This window comes from Streptococcus sp. NPS 308 (genome assembly GCF_002355895.1).
Taxonomy (GTDB): domain Bacteria; phylum Bacillota; class Bacilli; order Lactobacillales; family Streptococcaceae; genus Streptococcus.
In genome coordinates this window covers 1,401,738-1,424,729 of sequence record NZ_AP017652.1, presented here as the reverse complement: position 1 = coordinate 1,424,729, position 22,992 = coordinate 1,401,738, and the positions used below count along the sequence as shown (strand labels likewise).

Annotated in this window: 21 protein-coding genes; 13 read left to right on the top strand and 8 right to left on the bottom strand. The window is 42.1% G+C overall.

The genetic code is table 11. From position 1 onward, the window contains the following. Positions 1-41: 41 nt before the first annotated feature. From thrS to SNAG_RS07445, 3 genes are all read right to left on the bottom strand, one after another. Complete coding sequence (thrS, locus tag SNAG_RS07455) at positions 42-1,985, bottom strand: threonine--tRNA ligase (RefSeq protein WP_096408045.1); 1,944 nt, start codon at positions 1,983-1,985, stop codon at positions 42-44. 10 nt (positions 1,986-1,995) lie between these two features. Continuing rightward, the gene (locus SNAG_RS07450; RefSeq protein WP_096408042.1) at positions 1,996-2,619 is read right to left on the bottom strand and encodes an AAA family ATPase; all 624 of its coding nucleotides are present in this window, start codon (positions 2,617-2,619) and stop codon (positions 1,996-1,998) included. 270 nt (positions 2,620-2,889) lie between these two features. Then, positions 2,890-3,255 (bottom strand): hypothetical protein, encoded by a 366-nt coding sequence (locus tag SNAG_RS07445; RefSeq protein WP_096408040.1) that lies wholly within the window; start codon positions 3,253-3,255, stop codon positions 2,890-2,892. Positions 3,256-3,452: 197 nt separating this feature from the next. Between SNAG_RS07445 and SNAG_RS07440 the strand changes: the two genes are divergently transcribed. The 3 genes from SNAG_RS07440 (at position 3,453) to SNAG_RS07430 (ending at position 5,988) form a co-directional block, all read left to right on the top strand. Then, positions 3,453-4,304, top strand: a complete 852-nt coding sequence (locus SNAG_RS07440; protein ID WP_096408037.1) for a metallophosphoesterase family protein — start codon at positions 3,453-3,455, stop codon at positions 4,302-4,304. Positions 4,305-4,465: 161 nt separating this feature from the next. Then, positions 4,466-5,407 carry a hypothetical protein gene (locus SNAG_RS07435; RefSeq protein ID WP_096408035.1) on the top strand — a complete coding sequence of 314 codons (942 nt, stop codon included), beginning with the start codon at positions 4,466-4,468 and terminating at the stop codon, positions 5,405-5,407. A 143-nt stretch (positions 5,408-5,550) separates the two neighbouring features. Continuing rightward, positions 5,551-5,988, top strand: a complete 438-nt coding sequence (locus SNAG_RS07430) for an Rrf2 family transcriptional regulator (RefSeq protein ID WP_096408032.1) — start codon at positions 5,551-5,553, stop codon at positions 5,986-5,988. A gap of 138 nt (positions 5,989-6,126) precedes the next feature. On the opposite strand, the gene SNAG_RS07425 is transcribed toward SNAG_RS07430, so the two are convergent. The 5 genes from SNAG_RS07425 to SNAG_RS07405 all read right to left on the bottom strand — a co-directional run bounded on the left by SNAG_RS07425 (position 6,127) and on the right by SNAG_RS07405 (position 9,961). Then, positions 6,127-6,909 carry a nucleotidyltransferase domain-containing protein gene (locus SNAG_RS07425; RefSeq protein WP_096408030.1) on the bottom strand — a complete coding sequence of 261 codons (783 nt, stop codon included), beginning with the start codon at positions 6,907-6,909 and terminating at the stop codon, positions 6,127-6,129. A gap of 129 nt (positions 6,910-7,038) precedes the next feature. Then, entirely contained in the window at positions 7,039-7,698 is a 660-nt protein-coding gene (locus SNAG_RS07420; RefSeq protein ID WP_096408026.1) for an amino acid ABC transporter permease, read from the bottom strand. A 9-nt stretch (positions 7,699-7,707) separates the two neighbouring features. Next, positions 7,708-8,385 carry an amino acid ABC transporter permease gene (locus SNAG_RS07415; RefSeq protein WP_096408023.1) on the bottom strand — a complete coding sequence of 226 codons (678 nt, stop codon included), beginning with the start codon at positions 8,383-8,385 and terminating at the stop codon, positions 7,708-7,710. Between the two features lie 12 nt (positions 8,386-8,397). Next, entirely contained in the window at positions 8,398-9,192 is a 795-nt protein-coding gene (locus tag SNAG_RS07410; RefSeq protein WP_096408020.1) for a transporter substrate-binding domain-containing protein, read from the bottom strand. A gap of 10 nt (positions 9,193-9,202) precedes the next feature. Next, on the bottom strand, positions 9,203-9,961 hold the full coding sequence (locus SNAG_RS07405; RefSeq protein ID WP_001229587.1) for an amino acid ABC transporter ATP-binding protein: 759 nt from the start codon (positions 9,959-9,961) through the stop codon (positions 9,203-9,205). Positions 9,962-10,138: 177 nt separating this feature from the next. On the opposite strand from SNAG_RS07405, the gene recJ reads away from it, so the two are divergent. The 10 genes from recJ (at position 10,139) to pepV (ending at position 22,963) form a co-directional block, all read left to right on the top strand. Then, entirely contained in the window at positions 10,139-12,355 is a 2,217-nt protein-coding gene (recJ, locus tag SNAG_RS07400; RefSeq protein WP_331712110.1) for a single-stranded-DNA-specific exonuclease RecJ, read from the top strand. A gap of 5 nt (positions 12,356-12,360) precedes the next feature. Continuing rightward, entirely contained in the window at positions 12,361-13,155 is a 795-nt protein-coding gene (locus SNAG_RS07395) for a hypothetical protein (protein WP_231906663.1), read from the top strand. A gap of 358 nt (positions 13,156-13,513) precedes the next feature. After that, positions 13,514-14,161 (top strand): COG3942 and LysM peptidoglycan-binding domain-containing protein, encoded by a 648-nt coding sequence (locus SNAG_RS07390; protein ID WP_096408015.1) that lies wholly within the window; start codon positions 13,514-13,516, stop codon positions 14,159-14,161. A 498-nt stretch (positions 14,162-14,659) separates the two neighbouring features. Continuing rightward, positions 14,660-16,321: a ribonuclease J gene (locus SNAG_RS07385; protein WP_096408013.1), complete on the top strand. Its 1,662-nt coding sequence runs from the start codon at positions 14,660-14,662 to the stop codon at positions 16,319-16,321. Positions 16,322-16,389: 68 nt separating this feature from the next. Beyond that, positions 16,390-17,169, top strand: coding sequence for an alpha/beta hydrolase (locus SNAG_RS07380; RefSeq protein ID WP_096408010.1), 780 nt, complete (start codon positions 16,390-16,392; stop codon positions 17,167-17,169). A 106-nt stretch (positions 17,170-17,275) separates the two neighbouring features. Beyond that, on the top strand, positions 17,276-17,977 hold the full coding sequence (locus SNAG_RS07375) for a M57 family metalloprotease (protein ID WP_096408008.1): 702 nt from the start codon (positions 17,276-17,278) through the stop codon (positions 17,975-17,977). Positions 17,978-18,078: 101 nt separating this feature from the next. Continuing rightward, entirely contained in the window at positions 18,079-19,926 is a 1,848-nt protein-coding gene (gene uvrC / locus SNAG_RS07370; protein WP_096408005.1) for an excinuclease ABC subunit UvrC, read from the top strand. Then, positions 19,916-20,770, top strand: a complete 855-nt coding sequence (locus SNAG_RS07365) for a metallophosphoesterase family protein (protein ID WP_096408002.1) — start codon at positions 19,916-19,918, stop codon at positions 20,768-20,770. The genes uvrC and SNAG_RS07365 overlap by 11 nt, the downstream gene beginning before the upstream one ends. Positions 20,771-20,944: 174 nt before the next feature. Beyond that, a complete protein-coding gene (locus SNAG_RS07360; RefSeq protein ID WP_096408000.1) occupies positions 20,945-21,550 on the top strand; it encodes a nitroreductase family protein in 606 nt (201 codons plus the stop codon). A 12-nt stretch (positions 21,551-21,562) separates the two neighbouring features. Next, entirely contained in the window at positions 21,563-22,963 is a 1,401-nt protein-coding gene (gene pepV / locus SNAG_RS07355; protein ID WP_096407997.1) for a dipeptidase PepV, read from the top strand. The last annotated feature ends 29 nt before the right edge of the window (positions 22,964-22,992 follow it).

The following is a 22,992-nucleotide window of genomic DNA, read 5'->3' as shown; positions in this document are numbered from 1 at the left end:
CTTTTTTAGGTAGCTGGAATTCTTATCCCAGGTTTTATCTCTTATTTCTCAACGCGTGATTTGTTGGCGATATCAGCAAGGATAACTGCTACAAACTCATCTACGGGGACAGTTTGTGTTTCTTTTTGGCCATAGCGACGAACATTGACTGTTCCGTCTTCCATTTCCTTGTCTCCGACGATTAATTGGTAAGGAATCTTGCTGGTTTGAGAAGCACGGATCTTGAACTGCATTTTTTCATTGCGCTCATCGACATCTGCACGGACACCGCGGTCACGGAGTTTCTTAGCCACTTCCCATGCGTAGTCCACGTGTTTTTCGTTAGATACTGGGATGAGGGTTACTTGGTGTGGTGCAAGCCATGTTGGGAAGGCACCCTTGTAGTTCTCAATCAAGATAGCTGTGAAGCGTTCCATAGTTGAGATAACTCCACGGTGAATCATAACTGGACGGTGTTCTTCACCATCAGCTCCGATGTATTTGAGGTCGAAGCGTTCTGGAAGCAAGAAGTCAAGCTGGATAGTAGAAAGTGTTTCTTCTTTACCAAGGGCAGTCTTAACCTGGATATCCAATTTTGGTCCGTAGAAGGCTGCTTCGCCTTCAGCTTCAAAGTAGTCAACACCCATCTCATCAAGGGCAGCACGAAGCATGGTTTGGGCATTTTCCCACATTTCATCGTTATCAAAGTACTTGTGAGTATCTTGAGGGTCACGAAGAGAGAGACGGAAGCGGTATTCAGTCAAGTTGAAGTCTTCATACACATCGATAATCAACTGAAGGGCACGTTGGAATTCTTCTTGGATTTGTTCTGGAGTCACAAAGAGGTGACCGTCGTTAAGAGACATTTCGCGTACACGTTGAAGACCAGTGAGGGCACCAGATTTTTCGTAACGGTGCATCATCCCGATTTCAGCGATACGGATTGGCAACTCACGGTAGGAGTGAACATGGTGTTTGAAAACTTGGATGTGGTGTGGGCAGTTCATTGGACGAAGGACAAACTCTTCACCGTCCCCCATGTCCATAGTTGGGAACATGTCCTCTTGGTAATGATCCCAGTGACCAGAAGTCTTGTAAAGCTCAACAGAAGCAAGTGGTGGAGTGTAGACGTGTTGGTAGCCAGAAGCTAGCTCTTTGTCTACGATGTAGCGTTCCAACTCACGACGGATAGTCGCACCATTTGGCAACCAGAATGGAAGCCCTTGACCAACCTCTTGAGAAATCATGAAGAGGTCAAGCTCTTTACCAAGTTTACGGTGATCACGTTCTTTGGCTTCTTCACGCATTTGAAGGTAGTTCTTCAAGTCTTTCTTGTCGAACCAGGCTGTACCATAGATCCGTTGCATCATAGCATTGTCGCTATTTCCACGCCAGTAAGCTCCAGCTACATGGAGAAGGTGGAAGATTTGGATGCGGCCTGTTGATGGGACGTGAGGTCCACGGCAGAGGTCCACGTATTCACCCTGACGGTAGATGGTCAAACCACCCTCGTCCTCAGAGTGTTCTTCGATCAATTCCAATTTATAAGGGTCGTTTTTGAAGATTTCACGTGCCTCATCTTTCGATACTTCCTCACGGATAGATGGGAAGTTTTCTTTGACGATTTTTTGCATTTCTTCTTCGATACGAGGCAGGTCTTCGTTAGAGATTTGACCAGCAGTATTGTCGGTATCGTAGTAGAAGCCATCTTCGATAGCAGGACCGACTCCCAAGTGAATGTCTGGGAAAAGGCGACGAGCTGCTTGGGCAAACAAGTGGGCAGCAGAGTGGCGCAAGATTGGAAGGGCATCTTCGTGATCAGGTGTCACAATTTCGATGCTTCCGTCCTCAGTGATAGCACGAGTCGTATCGATGAGTTTGCCGTTGAATTTACCAGCCAAGGCTTTTTTAGCTAGGGAATTGCTGATAGATTGGGCAATTTCAAAAGTAGTAACGCCAGATTCGAATTCACGCACAGCGCCATCTGGGAAAGTAATCTTAATCATGGTTTTCTCCTTAAATATTTATTCTATTTTTGTTGGACAATTTTAAGAGCCGAGCAACTTCTTCCGCAGTCTGATTTTCTGATTGACTGCCATCTGTTATGAGGCTAGGATAACCTAATCTCACCGCTTCCTTACGAACCATTTGAGCAAAAAGAATGTCTCGTTGCATCCAGTTTTCAAAAGCTTGCTCAGGGTTGGTTGTACCCTCTAAGACATAAGGAACCCATTCTCTCTGTATATAATGCTTTTTTTGAAAATCAGCTGTCGGAGTTAAGCATAGATAGGAAGACGCTAGATATTCAAGCTCCTTTACCAAGTGAGGCAAAAGTCCTGCCCCCTCCACCAAGAGAGGTCTGTTTTGATTTTTTATCAAGTAAGATTTTACATAAGGAAAAATCTCTTCATAAAAACGCCATTCTTCATCTGCCATCTCTTCTGGATTTCTCATCCAGATTTGTTCTGGATTTCTATCCTTCCTAAGAAGGCAAATTGGCTGTGAGTCTGCACTTGCTTGACTCATCATCTCTTCTACCAAATCATCCAGTTTGATATGAAGTAGTTGATACTGTCTAGCAAGAAGTGAGGCAATTGTTGACTTTCCACTACAAGGCGATCCGCCAATCATATAAAGCATCGTTCTTCCTCCTTCTGACAAAACAAAAAACGACATCCTAAAAGGACGTCGCAACGTGGTTCCACCTTCATTTATGCACAACAAAAACTGTTGACACCTCTGATTGGCTTTAACGTAGCCACCGTTTTATGTTTTCATAAAAGTCAGTAGAGTAGTATCAGTTTAGGCTTTCTATGCGTTTCCAGCAACCACGCACTCTCTAGTAGAAAGGGGCTAAGTGACTTGTCTCTATGCATTATTATAGCATGATTGCGAGATTTTTCAAGGCTTTTATCCTATTTTTTTACTTTTCTGCTTGTTTATAAGATGACTAAGACCTCTACCAGAAGCCATACCAAGTAGGGCAAAGAGTTCATAAGCTAGGAAATAAACGAGAATGAATTCATTGAAAGTAATGATGGTAAAGCAATAGAGAAGAGCAATACCAAGCAACCACCACAGTGAGAATTGGAAACGGTAGCTATAAAGAAGGGATACGATAAAGGTTGCCAAAGGTGAAAAGAGGATGATGTTGTAAATGTAAAGCCCTTTCAGCGTATAAGGATCAGATATCAGCAGCAAAAGCAACTCATAGAGGGGCCAGTAAAAGAAGAAAATGACAAGGCAGTATGGGATATACTTAAGATATTTCCGCATGGCAATAGTCCTCCAATCTGCAAAAATAGAGAGATGTTGAAGACCACATGATCCTAAATGAAGGGGAACTCTCTACCTATATTATAGCACGATTTGGAAGCCTTTACAAGTTAATTCAGTGAGTAGTGATAGTGCTCTTTTTGAGTGTTTTTTGCTATAATACTAACAAAAGAAGTAAGAGGAAATGAGGAGAAAGGATGACGAAAATAGCAATTCTTTCAGACATACATGGGAATACGACGGCCCTGGAAGCTGTACTGGCTGATGCTAAAAAGGCAAAGGTAGATGAGTACTGGCTTTTGGGGGATATTCTTATGCCTGGAACGGGACGTAGAAGGATATTGGATCTCTTAGCTAGCTTGCCCATCACTGCAAGAGTACTGGGGAATTGGGAGAATAGTCTCTGGCTAGGCCTACATCGTAAGTTAGATCCTACAAAAGTGAGTCATCGTTATCTCCTGCGCCAAAGTCAGTACATCTTAGAAGAAATTAGCCCTAAAGAAATCGAAGACCTCCACAATCAACCCATGCAAGTTCATCGTCAGTTTGGTGATTTAACGGTGGGAATCACTCACCATCTCCCTGATAAAAACTGGGGTAGAGAGTTGATTCATACGGGAAAACAAGAAGATTTTGATAGATTAGCGACGAACCCACACGCCTCTATCGCAGTATATGGTCATATTCACCAACAGTTGCTTCGTTATGGAAGTGACGGACAGTTGATTCTTAATCCGGGTTCGATTGGGCAACCCTTCTTTTTAGATGCGAAGTTGCGTAAGGACTTGCGGGCTCAGTATATGATCTTAGAGTTTGATGAATCTGGTTTGTCTGATGTTGATTTTCGTCGAGTGGATTATGATGTAGAAGCCGAATTGCTGCTGGCTAAGGATTTAAAGCTCCCCTATTTCCAGGTCTACTATGAAAGTTTGGTAAATGGAATTCACCACACTCATAACCATGAATTGTTGGGGAAGATTAGCGAGCAAGAAGGTTATGATCAAGATGTTGAACTCTGGATGGACAGAGAAAAGAAAGATTGGTTTTAAAATGAATTTTGACCAGAAATAGGATAGTCTGATGACAGCTGTTTCTTGGGAAGTCAAAAAGGAAACGAATTGACTACTTATAAAATTTATGCTAGAATGTGGAAAAATATATAATTTGAACACCATACTAATTGATGTTCAAAATAATAGGGAGATAATTTATGAAGCCAGAAGAATTACAGGCAATTGCGTCGGGACTAGGCCTACAGTTTGATGAGGAGTCTGGAAGCATTTATGGCGTGCAATCAGGCTACTTGCTATTGCTACATGAAGCAGATGTAAAAAATCAGTTTCGACTTAGTGTCAGTGTGAGCTTGAATGGCAATCCTGCGGATTCAGAAGAAAACGAGTTGGTGTGGGATGACTTTAAGAGCGAATCACTTCCAAACTTGTCAACTTTATCTATTAATCAGTACACTGTATCTATTGTTGTCAAGGGTGCGATGCGCAAATCAAAGACAATTGAAAAGTTACAGACACTTATAAGAGACTTTGTAGATTTCCTTGAATCCCATCACTTCGTTCAAGTTTGTGGCTACAGTGGTCAAGAGGGGCCAGTTAGTCTTTATCAATTAGGAGAGTCGGTTTTCATTATCAATGAAGAAAGCTATCAATTTTTGAAGAGTAATCTTCAAATTGAAATGGATTCTTATCACAGTCAGAAGGAAAATGTTCTTCTTGGTACCATTGGTGCCTTACTTGGAGCCTTGATTGGTGGGGCGGTTGCTCTTTTCATCGCACGTCTTGGTTATGTAGCTGTCGCAGCGGGGCTTGTTCTTGGAATTTGTACCATTAAAGGATATGAAATGTTTGCAAGAAAGTTATCACGAAAAGGTATTCTGATTTCTGTTGTTTTGATGGTAGTCACAGTCTTTTTAGTGAATCAAATCGATTTGGCAATGGAAGTCGTAGCTCAACTAGGGGTTGAGTTTGCCTATGCTTTCCGAGTGGTCAATGAACTAATTGCAAGCGGAGAATATCCAGATAATTATTTCTTTAATCTAGGGATGTTAGCTGTTTTTACCTTGGTTGGTGCGGGGATTTCTATCAGTTCAGTCTGGTCAAGTCACAAAACAAAGGGAACTGCTCGTAAAATTGGATAAAGGATAAGCTTTTGTATTCTCTATGTCATTGGACTTATTAGGGAATACAAGGCTTTTTTAGTGGACACTCTTTGTAGTAATAATTGACATTACAACATAAAAGGGTATAATGGGTATCAGATAGGATGTAAAAGGAGAAGAAGATGCAAATTTCAAGTCGATTTACGATTGCTACTCATATGTTAATCATCATTGCCATAAAGAGTCAAGAAAGTAAGGTAACTAGTGATTTTCTCGCAGCCAGTGTTGGAGTCAATCCAGTCATTATTCGCAAAACCTTGTCCCAACTCAAAAAAGCTGAACTGATATCAGTTGCGCGTGGGACGGGCGGTACTGAGATTATCAAAGACCTCCGAGATATCAGCCTTTTTGATATTTATCAAGCTGTTGAATGTTTAGGAAAATCTGGTAAACTCTTTAGTTTCCATGACAATCCCAACCCTAAGTGTCCAGTAGGAGCAAATATTCATGAAGTCTTGGATCAAAAATTGCTGGATATCCAACTAGCGATGGAAAACCAACTTCGTCAGACGAGTCTGGCTCAGGTTGTGGCTGAGACTCAGGATAAAATGATCAAGTAAGAGGGCTAGAGTCCTCTTTTTTCATTGCCGATTTTTTATGAAGTTGGGCAAGAAGAACTGTGTTCAAGTGTACTAGATGCTTTACAGTTAAGTAAAAAAATGTGAGCCTTGGTTTCAGGTTCACACTTCATTTTTTACTTATGGCAAAATATCCTTTAGTTGTTTTAAGATGGTTTGTAAGGTTAGGACCGCTTGCTTTCCTTGCTGCGGTTGGTAGAGTAGTAGGAAATAGTCGCGAATAGTTCCTTCAAATTGCTTAGGTAGGAGAGCGCAATTGGTCTTAGCATAGTCAAGCATTCGTTTTTCACCAGGATGGGTTTGCTCATTGAGTGCAAACAACAAGTCAAAGTAGGAAGCAAAAAATTCACTTGAGCGATGATTCATACTGAGAAGATCTTGGCGTTTGATAGCTTTTTCTATTTGGTGAGAGAAGGCAGGCATGGATTGTTCTAGTAAAAGGAGTTGCCTTTCAATGATATGCTTTTTGAGTTCCTGTGGGTAGGAAATCTGGTAGGCTTTTTGGAGAGAAGTATAGCGCCCATTCGAGTCGTATAGGATTTTACTGTGGAGTAGATTGTGCCACATACAGGTTGTATAAGAGTTTTGGGCTTGATGCTGAAAAACAGTTGAGTTTAGTTCTTGTTCAAACGACTCCAGTGAACGATAAATCAACTCGATTTCGATACCGTTATTTAGCACGCAGTCATCCTCTAATTCCCAAAACTGGTTTCCAATCTCCATATAGGAGCAGTACTTACTCAAAATTTTTAGGCGAGTTGCCTCATCAATAGGAGAGTTGAGATAGATGTAAACGTCATAGTCAGAATTTTGATCATAGTCTTGTCCTGCACGTGAACCACCTAGAGCGATGGCTTCTACTTGTTCCAATTGAGAAAATTCTTTGTAAAGTTCTTGGATCATTGTTTTTCTCCTTACATTATGGTTTTAAAGTCATTTTACCAAAAAGTAAAACGTTTGCATAGCATAGAGTTGCTCTTTTTCATTTATAGCAAAAAATGTGAACCCTTGTTTTGAGTTCACATTTCTTTTTTATTCTGCAGCTTGTTGCCAGCGTTTGGCTAGCATGCGGGACAGGCTTGAAATTGCTAGGTTAAAGCTGAAGTATACGAGGGCAATCAGGATATAAAGACTGAAGACCTGCTCAGGTTCGAAATAACGTCCCATGAGAATTTGGCTAGCGCCAAAGAGCTCTTGTAGGGCGATAACAGAGTAGAGAAGGCTGGTATCCTTAATCACGGTTACAAACTGAGAAATGATGGCTGGCAGCATTTTGCGGATTGCTTGTGGGAGAATGATGTAGTAGAGGATTTGGGCTGAAGTGAATCCTTGCGACATTCCTGCTTCATACTGCCCTTTGTCCACAGCATTGAGACCGCCTCGGATAATCTCAGCTAGGGCTGCTGAGGTAAAAAGGGTAAAGGCCGTAATACCTGCTGGTGTGGACTTCATCTTAAACACTAAAAAGATGGTGAAAATCCAGAGGAGGTTGGGAACGTTACGCACAAATTCGATATAAATGCTGGAGATGATTCGCAAGACCGGATTTTTCCCATTTCGCATAACCGCAAGTACTGTCCCGATCAGGGTCGAGAGGACAATGGCAATCAGAGAAATATAGAGGGTCAAGCCAAATCCTTTAAAGATAAAGACTAGGTTATCTGGGGTCAAAACTTCTAAAATAGATTCCATAGTAACCTCCTAAAGTGAATAGGCTTTTTTGTTGGCTTGCTCCATCTTGCGACCAAATTGGGCGACAGGGAAGCAAAGGGCAAAGTAGAGTAGGGCAGCACCTAGAAAGGCTGGGATATAGTTTCCGTTGAGAGCCGACCAAGACTTAGTCACAAACATTAAGTCCACTCCAGAGATGATGGCAACTGTAGAGGTGTTCTTGATAAGGTTAACGATTTGGTTGGTCAAAGGAGGGAGAATGATACGAAAGGCCTGAGGCAAGATAATCAAGCGCATGGCACTGATATAGGTGAAACCTTGCGACAAGGCGGCCTCCATCTGACCATTAGGGATAGACTGAATCCCTGAACGAATCACCTCAGCGATATAAGCTCCGTGATAGAGCCCGACGCAGAGAACAGCTGTCCAATAAATTGGAATCATGATGGTGTGTTCACTGATAAGAGGTAGACCATAAAAGACGATAACAAACTGCACTAAGAGGGGAGTATTTTGGTAAAATTCGACAAAGATACGAGCCAAAATCCTTAGAATTTGATGTTTGCTAGTTGATAGGACTCCAAAGATGATTCCTAAGACCATAGCTAGGATAAAGGAGCCAATCGCTAGGGCAAGGGTGAAGAGGAAACCATTGAAAAATTGTCCAAAATCCTGAAAATAGGCTGTCCAAGATGATAAATCTGTCATGGGGTGTCCTCCTTAATCTGCAGTATGGCTAGATGGTTTAAGCTTGTAACGGTCATAAAGCTTCTGCAAACTACCGTCCTTGGTCCATTTAGTGACCAAGCTATCAAGATAGTCGTTGAGCTCGGTATTTGATTTCTTGGTGACGATACCGTAGTCAGATGGCTTGAAACTATCTTCTAGTAGTTCTGTCCGCTTACTAATGTAGCCAGATAGGATAGAACGGTCTACAGAAAAGGCATCAATACGGTGAGCGTGAAGGGAAGTAATCAATTCTGGGTAGGAACCAAGTTCGACGAATTTAAAGGTTAGACCTTTCTTTTTGCCCAGTTCAGTAATCAAGCGTTGAGTGATGGAGCCTTGGGCAACCCCGATGGTTTTGCCATTTAGGTCTTCAATGCTTTTGATATTGGCAGATTTATTGACCAAAAAACCAGAAGCGTCCGTATAGTAGGGACTGGTGAAGTTGTAGAGTTTTTTACGTTCATCTGTGATAGTGAAGGTAGCGATATCCATGTCGACTTGTTCATTGTCTAGGAGTGGTCCGCGAGTTTGTGCAGTAACAGGAACGTAGCGAACCTTGACCTTGAGTTCGTCTGCAATCATCTTGGCTAAGTCGGTTTCGATACCAGAATAAGTCCCTGTCTTGGGATCTTTGTAACCAAAATTGGGAACGTCTTGTTTGACACCGACAACCAGTTCGCCTCTTTTTTGAATGTCTGCGACGCTGGTATCAGCCTGAACTGGTTTGGCAGCAGCAAGACTGAAAAGACTGATCAATAATGCTGATAAAAAGAATTTCTTTTTCATAGGCGCCTCCTTATTTGACTTTGTCACTTTCGTGGTTGATAATTTTGCTGAGGAATTGCTGGGCACGAGGTTCGCTTGGATTGTCGAAAAAGTCATCGACATCTGTCGTATCCACCAAAACTTCTCCGTCGGCCATAAAGATGATACGGTCAGCAACTTCACGGGCAAAGCCCATTTCGTGGGTAACGATGATCATGTTCATTCCGTCATGTGCCAGTTTTTGCATAACTGCTAGAACATCTCCGATAGTCTCAGGGTCAAGAGCAGATGTTGGCTCATCAAAGAGGAGGAGTTCGGGATGCATAGCGAGTCCGCGTGCGATGGCAATCCGTTGTTTTTGTCCACCAGATAGCATGGCCGGATAAGAATCTTTCTTGTCCCACATATTTACAAATTCCAGATATTTTTGGGCTGTTTTTTCAGCTTCTTTTTTATCAATTCCTAGAACTTTAATGGGTGCAAGTGTTACATTTTCTAACACTGTTTTGTGTGGATAAAGGTTAAAATGTTGAAAAACCATGCCCACTTCCTTACGGAGAGGAACTAGATCTTTCTGACTGGCACCTGCTACTTGATGTCCATTGACTAGGAGACTTCCTTTGTCAACAGCCTCTAAACCATTAATCGTTCGGATAAGAGTGGACTTCCCAGAACCGGAAGGTCCAAGCAGGACAACAACTTGTCCTTTTTCAAAACGGAGATTGATGTCGCGGAGTGCGTGGTAGTCTCCGTAATATTTTTCGACGTTTTTAAATTCTACTAAAGCCATGAGAGATCTCCTTTGTGTTAGATTTTATAACATGATTCTACAACAAAAGAATGTTCTTGTCAAATCGTATCTGAAAAAAATTCACTAAAATATTATAAAAAAGCAATCTGGATAGAGAAAATGCCTAAATCATGTTATAATGAAACGATAGAATTCTTAGAAAGAGTGGATGTTTTTTTGATAACTCCTACTTATGAATGGCAGTTTGCCCCGCAGGTTGAAGATGCGGATTTTACAAAGATAGCCAAGAAGGCTGGACTGGGTCCTGAGGTGGCTCGGTTATTATTTGAAAGAGGGATTCAGGATGAGAAAAGTCTAAAGAAGTTCTTAGAACCTTCTTTAGAAGACTTGCACGATCCCTATTTGCTCCATGATATGGACAAGGCAGTGGAGCGGATTCGTCAGGCTATTGAAGAAGGGGAAAACATCCTCATCTATGGAGACTATGATGCGGATGGCATGACCTCAGCTTCGATTATTAAGGAAAGTTTGGAACAACTTGGTGCCGAGTGCCGTGTTTACCTTCCCAATCGTTTTACAGATGGCTATGGTCCCAATGCCAGTGTCTATAAATACTTTATCGAGCAAGAGGGGATTTCCTTGATTGTGACAGTGGACAATGGAGTTGCGGGTCACGAAGCCATTGAATTGGCCCAGTCTATGGGAGTGGATGTCATTGTGACCGACCACCATTCCATGCCTGAAACCCTACCTGATGCCTATGCGATTGTCCACCCTGAACATCCGGATGCTGACTATCCATTCAAATATCTGGCTGGTTGCGGAGTGGCTTTCAAGCTAGCTTGCGCTCTTTTAGAAGAAGTACAAGTGGAGTTGCTTGATTTGGTTGCCATCGGAACCATTGCAGATATGGTGAGTTTGACGGATGAGAATCGCATTTTGGTCCAATATGGTCTGGAGATGCTGGGGCATACTCAGCGTATTGGTCTACAAGAAATGCTGGATATGGCTGGGATTGCTGCGAATGAAGTGACAGAAGAAACGGTTGGCTTTCAGATTGCCCCTCGTTTAAATGCCTTGGGGCGATTGGATGATCCCAATCCTGCCATTGATTTGCTGACTGGGTTTGACGACGAGGAAGCTCATGAGATTGCCCTCATGATTCACCAGAAAAACGAAGAGCGTAAGGAAATCGTTCAGTCAATCTATGAAGAAGCTAAGACCATGGTAGATCCTGAGAAGAAGGTCCAGGTTTTGGCTAAGGAAGGCTGGAATCCTGGCGTTCTGGGTATCGTTGCTGGTCGTTTGCTGGAAGAACTAGGGCAGACAGTCATCGTTCTTAACATAGAGGACGGTCGTGCCAAGGGTAGCGCTCGTAGCGTGGAAGCGGTCGATATTTTTGAAGCTTTGGATCCCCATCGGGACCTCTTCATCGCCTTTGGAGGCCATGCTGGTGCAGCGGGCATGACACTGGATGTTGAGAAACTTTCAGATTTATCTCAAGTCTTGGAAGACTATATCCGTGAAAAAGGTGCAGATGCTAGTGGTAAGAACAAGTTAAATCTAGATGAAGAGCTAGACTTGGAGACGCTTAGCTTGGAAACGGTTAAAAGCTTTGAACGCTTGGCACCTTTTGGAATGGACAATCAGAAACCTGTTTTTTACATCAGGGATTTCAATGTCGAGAGTGCTCGCAGTATGGGGGCGGGAAATACTCACCTCAAACTAAAAATTTCCAAGGGTGAGGCGAGTTTTGAAGTGGTGGCCTTTGGACAAGGTAGATGGGCGACAGAGTTTTCTCAAACCAAAAACTTAGAATTAGCAGTCACCCTGTCTGTCAATCAATGGAATGGCCAAACTGCCCTCCAGTTGATGATGGTGGATGCGCGTGTGGAAGGTGTTCAACTCTTTAACATTCGTGGGAAGAATGCAGTCTTGCCAGAAGGTGTTCCAGTCTTGGACTTTGCTGGAGAATTACCAGAATTAGCGACCAGTGATGCTGTGGTTGTGAAGAATATTCCAGAAGATATTACCCTGCTGAAGACCGTTTTTCAAGAACAGGATTTCTCTGCTGTCTATTTCAAAAATGACATCGATAAGGCCTACTATCTGACAGGTTACGGGACTAGAGAACAGTTTGCAAAATTGTACAAGACCATTTACCAGTTCCCAGAGTTTGATATTCGCTACAAGCTGAAAGAATTGGCGGCTTATCTCAATATCCAACAAATCTTGCTGGTCAAGATGATCCAAGTATTTGAAGAGCTGGGCTTTGTGACGATCAAAGATGGTGTCATGACAGTCAATAAAGAAGCGCCGAAAAGGGAAATTGCTGAAAGTCAGATTTACCAAAATCTCAAACAGACCGTTAAAGACCAAGAGATGATGGCGCTAGGTACGGTGCAGGGAATTTATGACTTTTTGAAAGGATAAGCATGATGTCTTTAAAGAAAATTTCAAGCTGGATTGTTAAAGATAAAGTAATAGTAATATTCTTTTTTGTGTCTTTTTTACCTATATTGTATGCTATTGTAAAAATTTTTTTAAAAACGTACTTTGGAATTGAAGATTTTGGTATTAATTTGAGAAAAACAATAGACTTTGATTGGTTAGCTTATTATGGGTCAATTATTGGGAGTTATTTGATCGTATATACTCTAAAGAATGAAAATACAAAATATAGGGAAAAAAAACGTGACTCAGTGAGACCAATATGGAATGTTGGATTAAATTATGAACAAATGGAAAGTAAAGATACACAGACCTCTAATTGTTTGGAAATATCTTTAAACCAAGTCAAGGAATATTGTATCTGTCAGTATAATTATATAAAGATTAACAAAGAAGATGCTCAAAATGAAGTATCGACTGCTATTCTTATAAAAATTAGAAATATTGGGTTAGGTCATGCCTTAATTGATAAAATAGAATATATAGAAAAAAATGGATCGGGAGGTAATCATAAATTAAAGGCTGAAGAAAGATTTATGATTGATAAGAAAACCTCAAACAATCTACTGTTACATTTTGACTCAAAAATTGAAGATATTGAAAAGATTAGAATATTTTTTATTGATATTTTAGAAAATGAGTATGTCTATGATTTAAAATTAGAAGGAATTAATGATCAAAAAAGGTCTGTGAAGTTTGAGAACAAGGAATTATCCTTATGTAGCCTTACCAAGGCATATTTTGAAAGTTATTTTCCGGACTTAGTAGAAAAAGATAGCTAACAAACTGTAAAAAATCAAGAAATGATGGTGCTGGGTACGGTGCAAGAAATTTATGATTTTTTAATGGAGTAATAGATAGAAAGGGACTGAGATGACCTATCTCGGTCTCTTTTTGTCAGATAAATGTTTGATGTGGGAGTGGTTGATAAGACGGTCTTTTGAGTGGTTCACTGATGTAAAAATTGGGAAAAATGATTCATTTTTTATTCTCTTCTATCACTTTATACGATGTCTGCTTTTAAACATTATGTAGTAAAAGTATAAATTTTTGTAACATGACTTAAATATAACTCTAAACGAACTGACATGTAAATCAAGTATGATTTTCTTATCAAGAAAATATAAGGGGAATATAGTTATGAAAAAAACAGTTACGAAACTGACTCTTGGTTTGACTTCTACCGCTATTTTGGCTACAGTTGGGGCTCAAACTGTGCACGCGAACTCTTACGTTGTCCAAGACGGTGATTCATTCTATGCCATCGCAACTGCAAACGGCATGGATCCGTATGAGTTAGCAGCTTTGAATGGAAAAACCATTTTTGATACTATCCACCCAGGAGATGTTCTACAAGTGAGTGGTTCAGCTCAGGCTAGCTCTACCTACAGTGCTCCAGCTAGCACTGCGAACGTGGTATCAGATACAGAAAATGTTATCGAAAAGACTCCAACAAACTATGGAAACTCTTATCCTGTTGGTCAGTGTACATGGGGTGTGAAAGAATTAGCTCCTTGGGCTAGCAACTGGTGGGGAAATGCCAACACGTGGGCAATCTATGCGAGTGCTCAAGGTTATAAGACAGGAAGTGTTCCAGTAGTAGGAGCAATCGCCGTTTGGGACGGTGGTGAATATGGACACGTTGCTTATGTCACAGATGTTCAAAGTGAAAACTCTATCCAGGTATTGGAAGCAAACTACAGACGTCAAAAGCAGATTGCAAATTATCGTGGCTTCTTTAATCCTCATGAATTTTTAGGAAACGTCACTTATATCTATCCAAACTAAAGATGATAAAAAGATTTAGAATTTCTAAGTCTTTTTTCTTTTTGAAGAAATTTCCTATCGTTAACCTCCATCTTAATGGCTAATTGCTGAAATTTTTAGATTCTGTAGCGAACAGGAAATTCTCGCTTTTAGATGCAGATAAATCATGTCTTTGTAGAAAATAGTTCTCAAGTCGAGAGGTAAAAGCAAGTTTTTTGAACTAAAAGAGAAATTTAGAGTTCGAGAAAGGTATCTGAAATCAAATTGATTCAGAAGGTCCATAATTTTGATGGTATAATCGTTCTATTATCTTCGATGAAGCCTCCAAAAGAGAAGTCAAAGTAAAAAGATTTGATTCAAAGTAGTGACTAATCTCTAGTTAAAAACCGATCTTCGTTTTGAAAATAATCAAAAAAATGGTATAATGGTAGGAAAAGATTCGGCTGAAAGTTTTAGAACTTTTAGAATAAGAGGGTGAATTCGCCCTATAATCAAGATAAATGAAGTTTCGGAGGAAAAATGAGTAATATTAGTTTAACAACACTAGGTGGTGTACGAGAAAATGGGAAAAATATGTACATCGCTGAAATCGATGGTTCTATTTTTGTTTTGGATGCGGGGCTTAAATACCCTGAAAATGAACAGCTTGGGGTCGACGTCGTCATTCCAAATATGGAATACCTTTTTGAAAATAGTGATCGTATCGCTGGGGTCTTCTTGACCCACGGACATGCGGATGCCATTGGAGCTCTTCCTTACCTTTTGGCAGAGGCTAAGGTGCCTGTGTTTGGCTCTGAGTTGACCATCGAGTTAGCAAAACTCTTTGTTAAAGGAAATGATACGGTTAAGAAATTCAATGACTTCCATGTGATTGATGAAGATACGGAGATTGACTTTGGGGGAACGGTGGTTTCCTTCTTCCGTACAACTCACTCCATTCCAGAAAGTTTGGGAGTCGTCTTGAAAACTCCAAAAGGGAGCATTGTTTACACAGGTGACTTCAAGTTTGACCAGACAGCTAGCGAATCCTATGCGACTGATTTTGGTCGCTTGGCCGAGATTGGTCGTGAGGGTGTCTTGGCTCTTCTCAGTGATTCGGCTAATGCGGACAGCAATATCCAAGTAGCGAGCGAGAGTGAAGTTGGGGATGAAATTACCCAGACCATTGCAGACTGGGAAGGTCGTATCATCGTTGCCGCAGTTGCCAGCAACCTTTCTCGTATCCAGCAGGTTTTTGATGCTGCAGCAGATACAGGTCGCAGAGTTGTTTTGACTGGATTTGATATTGAAAATATCGTCCGCACTGCGATTCGTCTCAAAAAATTATCTCTAGCTAATGAAAGTCTCTTGATTAAACCAAAAGAAATGTCTCGTTTTGAAGATCATGAGTTGATTATCCTTGAGACTGGTCGTATGGGTGAACCGATCAATGGACTTCGTAAGATGTCTATCGGACGCCACCGTTATGTGGAAATCAAAGATGGGGACTTGGTCTATATCGTAACGACTCCATCTATCGCTAAAGAAGCTGTCATGGCGCGTGTGGAAAATATGATCTACCAAGCTGGTGGTGTGGTGAAACTCATTACCCAAAGTTTGCGAGTATCTGGACACGGGAATGCGCGTGATCTTCAGTTGATGATCAATCTTTTGCAACCAAACTACCTCTTCCCTATCCAAGGGGAGTACCGTGAGTTGGATGCGCATGCCAAGGCTGCCATGGCAGTTGGAATGTTGCCAGAACGCATTTTCATCCCTAAAAAGGGAACGACCATGTCTTATGAACATGGAGACTTTGTTCCTGCTGGTGGAGTTTCTGCAGGTGATGTCTTGATTGACGGAAATGCCATCGGGGATGTTGGAAATGTCGTCCTTCGTGACCGTAAGGTCTTGTCAGAGGATGGAATCTTTATCGTGGCAATCACTGTCAACCGTCGTGAGAAGAAAATTGTGGCCAAGGCTCGTGTTCATACGCGTGGATTTGTTTATCTCAAGAAGAGCCGCGATATTCTCCGTGAAAGCTCAGAATTGATTAACCAAATCGTGGAAGACTATCTCCAAGGTGAAGATTTCGACTGGGCTGATCTCAAAGGGAAGGTTCGTGATGGCTTGGCCAAGTACCTCTTTGACCAAACCAAACGTCGTCCAGCAATCTTGCCAGTCGTGATGGAAGCCAAATAATAAGCAGCATACCTACAGAAAAAGTCGAGTTTCGGCTTTTTCTTATAGAATAGTAAAAGGAGACAACCATGGCAGTTATGAATATCGAGTATTACTCTGAAGTTTTGGATATGGAGTGGGGAGTTACTGTACTTTATCCAGATGCCAGTCGAGTAACTGAACCAGATTGTAAAGATATTCCTGTCCTTTATCTTTTGCATGGAATGTCAGGAAATCAAAATAGCTGGCTCAAGCGAACCAATGTCGAGCGCTTGTTGCGAGGCACCAATCTCATTGTTATCATGCCCAATACTAGCAATGGCTGGTACACTGATACCCAGTATGGTTTTGACTACTTTACAGCTCTAGCAGAAGAGTTACCTCAGGTAATGAAACGTTTCTTTCCCAATATGACTAGCAAGCGAGAAAAGACCTTCATTGCGGGTCTCTCCATGGGAGGCTATGGTTCCTTCAAGCTGGCTCTCGCAACCAATCGTTTTTCTCATGCGGCTAGTTTTTCTGGTGCACTCAGTTTTCAGGAATTTTCTCCTGAAAGTCAGGATTTGGGCTCTCTTGCCTACTGGCGAGGAGTTTTTGGAGAAATCAAAGACTGGACAGCTAGCCCTCATTCGCTTGAAACTATCGCTGCGAAATCGGATAAAAAAACCAAACTTTGGGCTTGGTGTGGTGAGCAAGACTATCTCTATTCAGCCAATAACCTCGCGGTGAAAAACCTCAAAAAGCTTGGTTTTAAAGTGACCTATAGTCATAGCCCTGGCACTCACGAGTGGTACTACTGGGAAAAACAATTGGAGCGTTTTTTGGCTACTCTACCAATTGACTTTGTTTTGGAAGAGCGCTTATCTTAGTTTTAGGTTTCTTTCAGTTTTATTGAGTAAAATAGAGAATCTATCTTGATTATGGGAGACCATTGATTTTAAGATAGATTCTTATTTTTATGAAAGGTGGAGCGTCATGTTCTGGATTATTCGATTATTGTTCCGATTTCTTTTGGGAATTTGGCGTTTCTTTTGGCGTCTGGTCTGGACCTTGGTTATCATTGTTCTCCTTGCTTTTGGAGTGCTATGGTATCTGACAGGTGATTTTCATTCTGCAGTCAATCAGGTTGAAAAAATGAGTAAAATTGGTCAAGGTGGCTGGAATCAATGGCAGGAGACGGGAACGCTAGAAGTCTTGTCTCAGACAGACAGTCACCAACATGCAGAAGGCAAGTGGGCTCAGGCTTCAGCTCGCATCTATATTGAACCTCAAATGGATGAGACCTTCCAAGGTGCCTATGCAGAAGCCATAAAAAACTGGAATCAAACGGGAGCCTTCACCTTTGAGGTGGTTGCGGATCCTAGTCAGGCAGATATTGTGGCAAGCGAGATGAATGATGGATCAACCGCTGTAGCAGGTCAAGCCGAGAGTCAAACCAATTTGTTAACCAATCAATTTATATCTGTAACGGTTCGCCTGAATCACTATTATCTATCCAATCCAAACTATGGTTATTCTTATGAACGGATCGTGCACACGGCGGAGCACGAGCTGGGGCATGCCATCGGATTGGATCATACCAACGAGACTTCTGTCATGCAGCCTGCCGGCTCCTACTATGGGATTCAGCCTCAGGATGTGAAGGCTGTTCAAGAACTCTATACCGGTAGCGACTAGATGAAGTCGGTGTAATCAGAAAAGAAATCAAAGCTCCTCCAACAAGTGATTGGTGGGGCTTTTTGTTCGTCCTGTCACGGCCTTTTTGCTATAATGGAACTATGAATAACTTGATCAAATCAAAACTGGAGCTCTTGCCGACCAGCCCTGGTTGTTACATTCACAAGGATAAAAATGGCACTATTATCTATGTCGGAAAGGCTAAAAATCTGCGCAATCGCGTGCGGTCCTATTTTCGTGGGAGTCACGATACCAAGACGGAAGCTCTGGTATCTGAGATTGTAGATTTTGAATTTATCGTCACTGAGTCCAATATTGAGGCACTTCTCCTAGAAATCAACCTCATCAAGGAAAATAAGCCCAAGTACAATATCATGCTCAAGGATGATAAGTCCTATCCCTTTATCAAAATCACCAATGAACGCTATCCTCGCTTGATTATCACCCGTCAGGTCAAGAAGGACGGCGGTCTCTACTTTGGACCTTATCCTGATGTGGGAGCGTCCAATGAAATCAAGCGACTACTGGATCGGATTTTTCCTTTTCGGAAATGTACCAACCCGCCGTCTAAGGTTTGTTTTTACTACCATATCGGCCAATGTATGGCCCACACCATCTGTCAGAAAGATGAGGCTTATTTCAAGTCCATGGCTCAGGAGGTTTCTGATTTCCTAAAAGGACAGGATGACAAAATCATCGATGACCTCAAGGGCAAGATGGCATCCGCAGCACAAAGTATGGAGTTTGAACGTGCAGCGGAATACCGTGACCTGATTCAGGCTATTGGAACACTTCGGACCAAGCAACGGGTTATGGCAAAGGATCTCCAAAATCGGGATGTCTTTGGCTACTATGTGGACAAGGGTTGGATGTGTGTCCAGGTTTTCTTTGTTCGTCAAGGCAAGCTCATTGAGCGGGACGTCAACCTCTTCCCTTACTACAATGATCCGGATGAGGACTTCTTGACCTATGTGGGACAATTCTATCAAGAAAAATCCCACCTGGTTCCCAATGAGGTGCTGATTCCGCAAGATATCGATGAAGAAGCCGTTAAGGCCTTGGTGGATACCAAGATTCTAAAACCTCAACGTGGAGAGAAAAAACAACTGGTCAATCTAGCCATAAAAAATGCCCGTGTTAGTCTGGAGCAGAAGTTCAATCTGCTAGAAAAATCTGTCGAAAAGACCCAAGGAGCTATTGAAAATCTGGGACGCTTGCTCCAAATCCCGACCCCGGTTCGTATCGAGTCCTTTGATAACTCTAATATCATGGGAACCAGTCCTGTTTCAGCCATGGTGGTCTTTGTCAATGGCAAACCAAGTAAAAAAGACTACCGAAAGTACAAGATAAAAACGGTTGTCGGTCCAGATGATTATGCCAGTATGCGAGAGGTCATTCGCAGACGCTATGGCCGAGTTCAACGTGATGGTTTAACCCCGCCAGATTTGATTGTGATTGATGGGGGACAAGGTCAAGTCAATATCGCAAAGCAAGTCATCCAAGAAGAGCTAGGTTTGGATATCCCAATTGCAGGTCTGCAAAAGAATGACAAGCACCAAACCCATGAACTGCTCTTTGGAGATCCACTGGAAGTGGTAGAGCTGTCTCGTAATTCTCAGGAATTTTTCCTCCTTCAACGCATCCAATATGAGGTACACCGCTTTGCCATCACTTTCCACCGGCAACTGCGCTCAAAAAATTCCTTTTCATCACAACTGGATGGGATTGAAGGATTGGGACCTAAACGTAAGCAGAATCTCATGAAGCATTTTAAATCTCTCACTAAAATCAAGGAAGCCAGTGTGGATGAAATTGTCGAAGTTGGGGTGCCAAGAGCAGTCGCAGAAGCTGTTCAGAGAAAGTTGAACCCTCAGGAAGAAGTGGAGTTGGCTCAAGTAGCAGAAGAGAGAGTAAATTACCAAACGGAAGGAAATCATCATGAACCATAAAATCGCAATTTTATCAGATATTCATGGCAATGCGACGGCGCTAGAAGCAGTGATTGCAGATGCTAAAACTCAAGGAGCCAGTGAATATTGGCTCATGGGAGACATTTTCCTCCCTGGTCCAGGTGCAAATGACTTGGTCGCTCTGTTAAAGGAACTTCCTATCACGGCAAGTGTTCGAGGCAATTGGGATGATTGTGTCCTTGAAGCTTTAGATGGGCAATATGGCTTAGAAGACCCACAGGAAGTTCAGCTCTTGCGTATGACACAGTATTTGATGGAGCGAATGGATCCTGCAACGATTGCCTGGCTACGAAGTTTACCTATGCTAGAAAAGAAAGAAGTTGATGGACTGCGCTTTTCTCTTTCTCATAATTTGCCTGAAAAAAACTATGGTGGGGATCTGTCTGTTGGGAATGATACAGAGAAATTTGACCAACTCCTAGATGAGGAAACGGACGTGGCAATCTATGGTCATGTCCACAAGCAGTTGCTTCGTTACGGTAGCCAAGGGCAACAAATCATCAATCCGGGTACGATTGGCATGCCCTATTTTGATTGGGAGGCGTTAAAAAATCACCGTGCCCAGTATGCCGTGATAGAAGTGGAAGATGGAGAATTGGTAAACATTTTATTCCGAAAAGTTTCTTATGATTATGAAGCGGAGTTAGAATTGGCCAAGTCCAAGGGGCTTCCTTTTATCGAAATGTATGAAGAACTACGCCGAGATGACAACTATCGGGGGCACAATCTAGAACTCTTAGCTAGTTTAATTGAAAAGCATGGGTATGTGGAGGATGTGAAAGATTTCTTGGAGGCTATAAAGTCAGAATATAAGATAGACTAGTTTCTTTAAGCAACTGAGAATTAGTTGGAACTGGATGGGGAAAAAACTGGTTTTAATGATAAGTTTCAATCCAGGGCTTCATCCGTGTTCCAATTTCTTTCTATGAAAAATCTCTGCAAGCTCTTTCAAATTATGGTAGAATGGATGCAGTAGAATTAGAAAAGGAAATCGATTATGAAATTTCTTGAATTGAATAAAAAACGTCATGCGACTAAGCATTTTATTGATAAACCAGTAGATCCCAAAGATGTGCGTACGGCTATCGAAATCGCAACCTTGGCCCCAAGTGCCCACAACAGCCAGCCATGGAAGTTTGTGGTTGTTCGTGAAAAAAATGCTGAACTGGCAAAGTTGGCATATGGTTCAAACTTTGAGCAAGTAGCCTCTGCACCTGTAACTATTGCCTTGTTTACAGATACAGACTTAGCTAAACGTGCTCGCAAAATTGCCCGTGTTGGTGGAGCAAATAACTTCTCAGAAGAACAGCTTCAGTACTTTATGAAAAATCTTCCAGCTGAATTTGCGCGTTACAGTGAACAACAGGTCAGCGACTACCTAGCCCTCAATGCAGGTTTGGTTGCCATGAACTTGGTTCTGGCTTTGACAGACCAGGGAATCGGTTCTAACATTATTCTTGGTTTTGACAAATCAAAAACCAACGAAGTTTTGGACATCGAAGACCGTTTCCGCCCAGAACTCTTGATTACAGTGGGTTATACGGACGAGAAACTGGAACCAAGCTACCGCTTGCCAGTAGATGAAATCATCGAGAAAAGATAGAAGGAAGATAATATGACAGCAATTGATTTTACAGCAGAAGTAGAAAAACGCAAAGAAGGCCTCTTGGCTGACTTGTTTAGCCTTTTGGAAATTAACTCTGAACGTGACGATAGCAAGGCTGATGCCCAGCATCCATTTGGACCTGGTCCGGTAAAAGCCTTGGAGAAATTCCTTGAAATCGCAGACCGCGATGGCTATCCAACTAAAAATGTCGACAACTATGCTGGACATTTCGAATTTGGTGATGGAGAAGAAGTTCTCGGAATCTTTGCTCACATGGACGTGGTGCCAGCTGGTAGCGGTTGGGACACGGACCCTTATACACCAACTATCAAAGATGGTCGCCTTTATGCACGTGGAGCTTCAGACGACAAGGGGCCTACAACAGCTTGTTACTATGGTTTGAAAATCATCAAAGAATTGGGTCTTCCAATTTCTAAGAAAGTTCGCTTTATCGTGGGAACTGATGAAGAATCAGGCTGGGCAGACATGGACTACTATTTTGAACATGTAGGCCTTGCGAAACCAGACTTTGGTTTCTCTCCAGATGCTGAATTCCCTATCATCAATGGTGAAAAAGGAAACATCACGGAATACCTCCACTTTGCAGGTGAAAATACTGGTGCAGCCCGTCTTCACAGCTTAAGAGGTGGATTGCGTGAAAACATGGTACCTGAATCAGCAACAGCAGTTGTTTCAGGTGACCTGGCTGACTTGCAAGGGAAACTAGATGCCTTTGTTGCAGAACACAAACTCAGAGGAGAAATCCAAGAAGAAAACGGCCAGTTCAAGGTGACTGTAATTGGTAAATCAGCCCATGGTGCTATGCCTGCTTCAGGTGTCAATGGTGCGACCTATCTGGCCCTCTTCCTCAGTCAGTTTGACTTTGCAGGACCTGCAAAAGACTACCTCGACATCGCTGGTAAGATTCTTTTGAACGACCATGAGGGTACAAATCTCAAGGTTGCTCATGTAGATGAAAAGATGGGTGCCCTTTCTATGAATGCCGGTGTCTTCCGCTTTGATGAAACAAGTGCTGATAATACCATTGCTCTTAACTTCCGTTATCCAAAAGGAACAAGTCCAGAGCAGATCCAGTCAATCCTTGAAAACTTGCCAGTTGCTTCTGTTAGCCTTTCTGAACACGGTCATACCCCTCACTATGTACCAATGGAAGATCCACTCGTTCAAACCTTGTTGAATGTTTATGAAAAACAAACTGGTCTCCAAGGTCACGAGCAAGTCATCGGTGGTGGTACCTTTGGTCGCTTGCTGGAACGTGGAGTTGCCTACGGTGCCATGTTCCCAGACTCTATTGACACCATGCACCAAGCCAATGAATTTATCGCCTTGGACGACCTCTTCAGAGCAGCAGCAATCTATGCCGAAGCTATCTATGAATTGATTAAATAAGTCTTTAGAAGTCTGAGATTTGATTCTTA

What these genes read in the sequence shown, in the direction of transcription:
- SNAG_RS07430 (WP_096408032.1), top strand. Translation starts at nt 5,551, where the DNA reads ATGCAAATTTCAAGTCGATTTACGATTGCTACTCATATGTTAATCATC.
- SNAG_RS07360 (WP_096408000.1), top strand. Translation starts at nt 20,945, where the DNA reads ATGAAATTTCTTGAATTGAATAAAAAACGTCATGCGACTAAGCATTTT.
- SNAG_RS07415 (WP_096408023.1), bottom strand. Translation starts at nt 8,385, where the DNA reads ATGACAGATTTATCATCTTGGACAGCCTATTTTCAGGATTTTGGACAA.
- SNAG_RS07420 (WP_096408026.1), bottom strand. Translation starts at nt 7,698, where the DNA reads ATGGAATCTATTTTAGAAGTTTTGACCCCAGATAACCTAGTCTTTATC.
- SNAG_RS07390 (WP_096408015.1), top strand. Translation starts at nt 13,514, where the DNA reads ATGAAAAAAACAGTTACGAAACTGACTCTTGGTTTGACTTCTACCGCT.
- thrS (WP_096408045.1), bottom strand. Translation starts at nt 1,985, where the DNA reads ATGATTAAGATTACTTTCCCAGATGGCGCTGTGCGTGAATTCGAATCT.
- uvrC (WP_096408005.1), top strand. Translation starts at nt 18,079, where the DNA reads ATGAATAACTTGATCAAATCAAAACTGGAGCTCTTGCCGACCAGCCCT.
- SNAG_RS07405 (WP_001229587.1), bottom strand. Translation starts at nt 9,961, where the DNA reads ATGGCTTTAGTAGAATTTAAAAACGTCGAAAAATATTACGGAGACTAC.
- SNAG_RS07450 (WP_096408042.1), bottom strand. Translation starts at nt 2,619, where the DNA reads ATGCTTTATATGATTGGCGGATCGCCTTGTAGTGGAAAGTCAACAATT.
- SNAG_RS07445 (WP_096408040.1), bottom strand. Translation starts at nt 3,255, where the DNA reads ATGCGGAAATATCTTAAGTATATCCCATACTGCCTTGTCATTTTCTTC.
- SNAG_RS07410 (WP_096408020.1), bottom strand. Translation starts at nt 9,192, where the DNA reads ATGAAAAAGAAATTCTTTTTATCAGCATTATTGATCAGTCTTTTCAGT.
- SNAG_RS07395 (WP_231906663.1), top strand. Translation starts at nt 12,361, where the DNA reads ATGTCTTTAAAGAAAATTTCAAGCTGGATTGTTAAAGATAAAGTAATA.
- SNAG_RS07380 (WP_096408010.1), top strand. Translation starts at nt 16,390, where the DNA reads ATGGCAGTTATGAATATCGAGTATTACTCTGAAGTTTTGGATATGGAG.
- pepV (WP_096407997.1), top strand. Translation starts at nt 21,563, where the DNA reads ATGACAGCAATTGATTTTACAGCAGAAGTAGAAAAACGCAAAGAAGGC.
- SNAG_RS07425 (WP_096408030.1), bottom strand. Translation starts at nt 6,909, where the DNA reads ATGATCCAAGAACTTTACAAAGAATTTTCTCAATTGGAACAAGTAGAA.
- SNAG_RS07375 (WP_096408008.1), top strand. Translation starts at nt 17,276, where the DNA reads ATGTTCTGGATTATTCGATTATTGTTCCGATTTCTTTTGGGAATTTGG.
- SNAG_RS07365 (WP_096408002.1), top strand. Translation starts at nt 19,916, where the DNA reads ATGAACCATAAAATCGCAATTTTATCAGATATTCATGGCAATGCGACG.
- SNAG_RS07385 (WP_096408013.1), top strand. Translation starts at nt 14,660, where the DNA reads ATGAGTAATATTAGTTTAACAACACTAGGTGGTGTACGAGAAAATGGG.
- SNAG_RS07435 (WP_096408035.1), top strand. Translation starts at nt 4,466, where the DNA reads ATGAAGCCAGAAGAATTACAGGCAATTGCGTCGGGACTAGGCCTACAG.
- SNAG_RS07440 (WP_096408037.1), top strand. Translation starts at nt 3,453, where the DNA reads ATGACGAAAATAGCAATTCTTTCAGACATACATGGGAATACGACGGCC.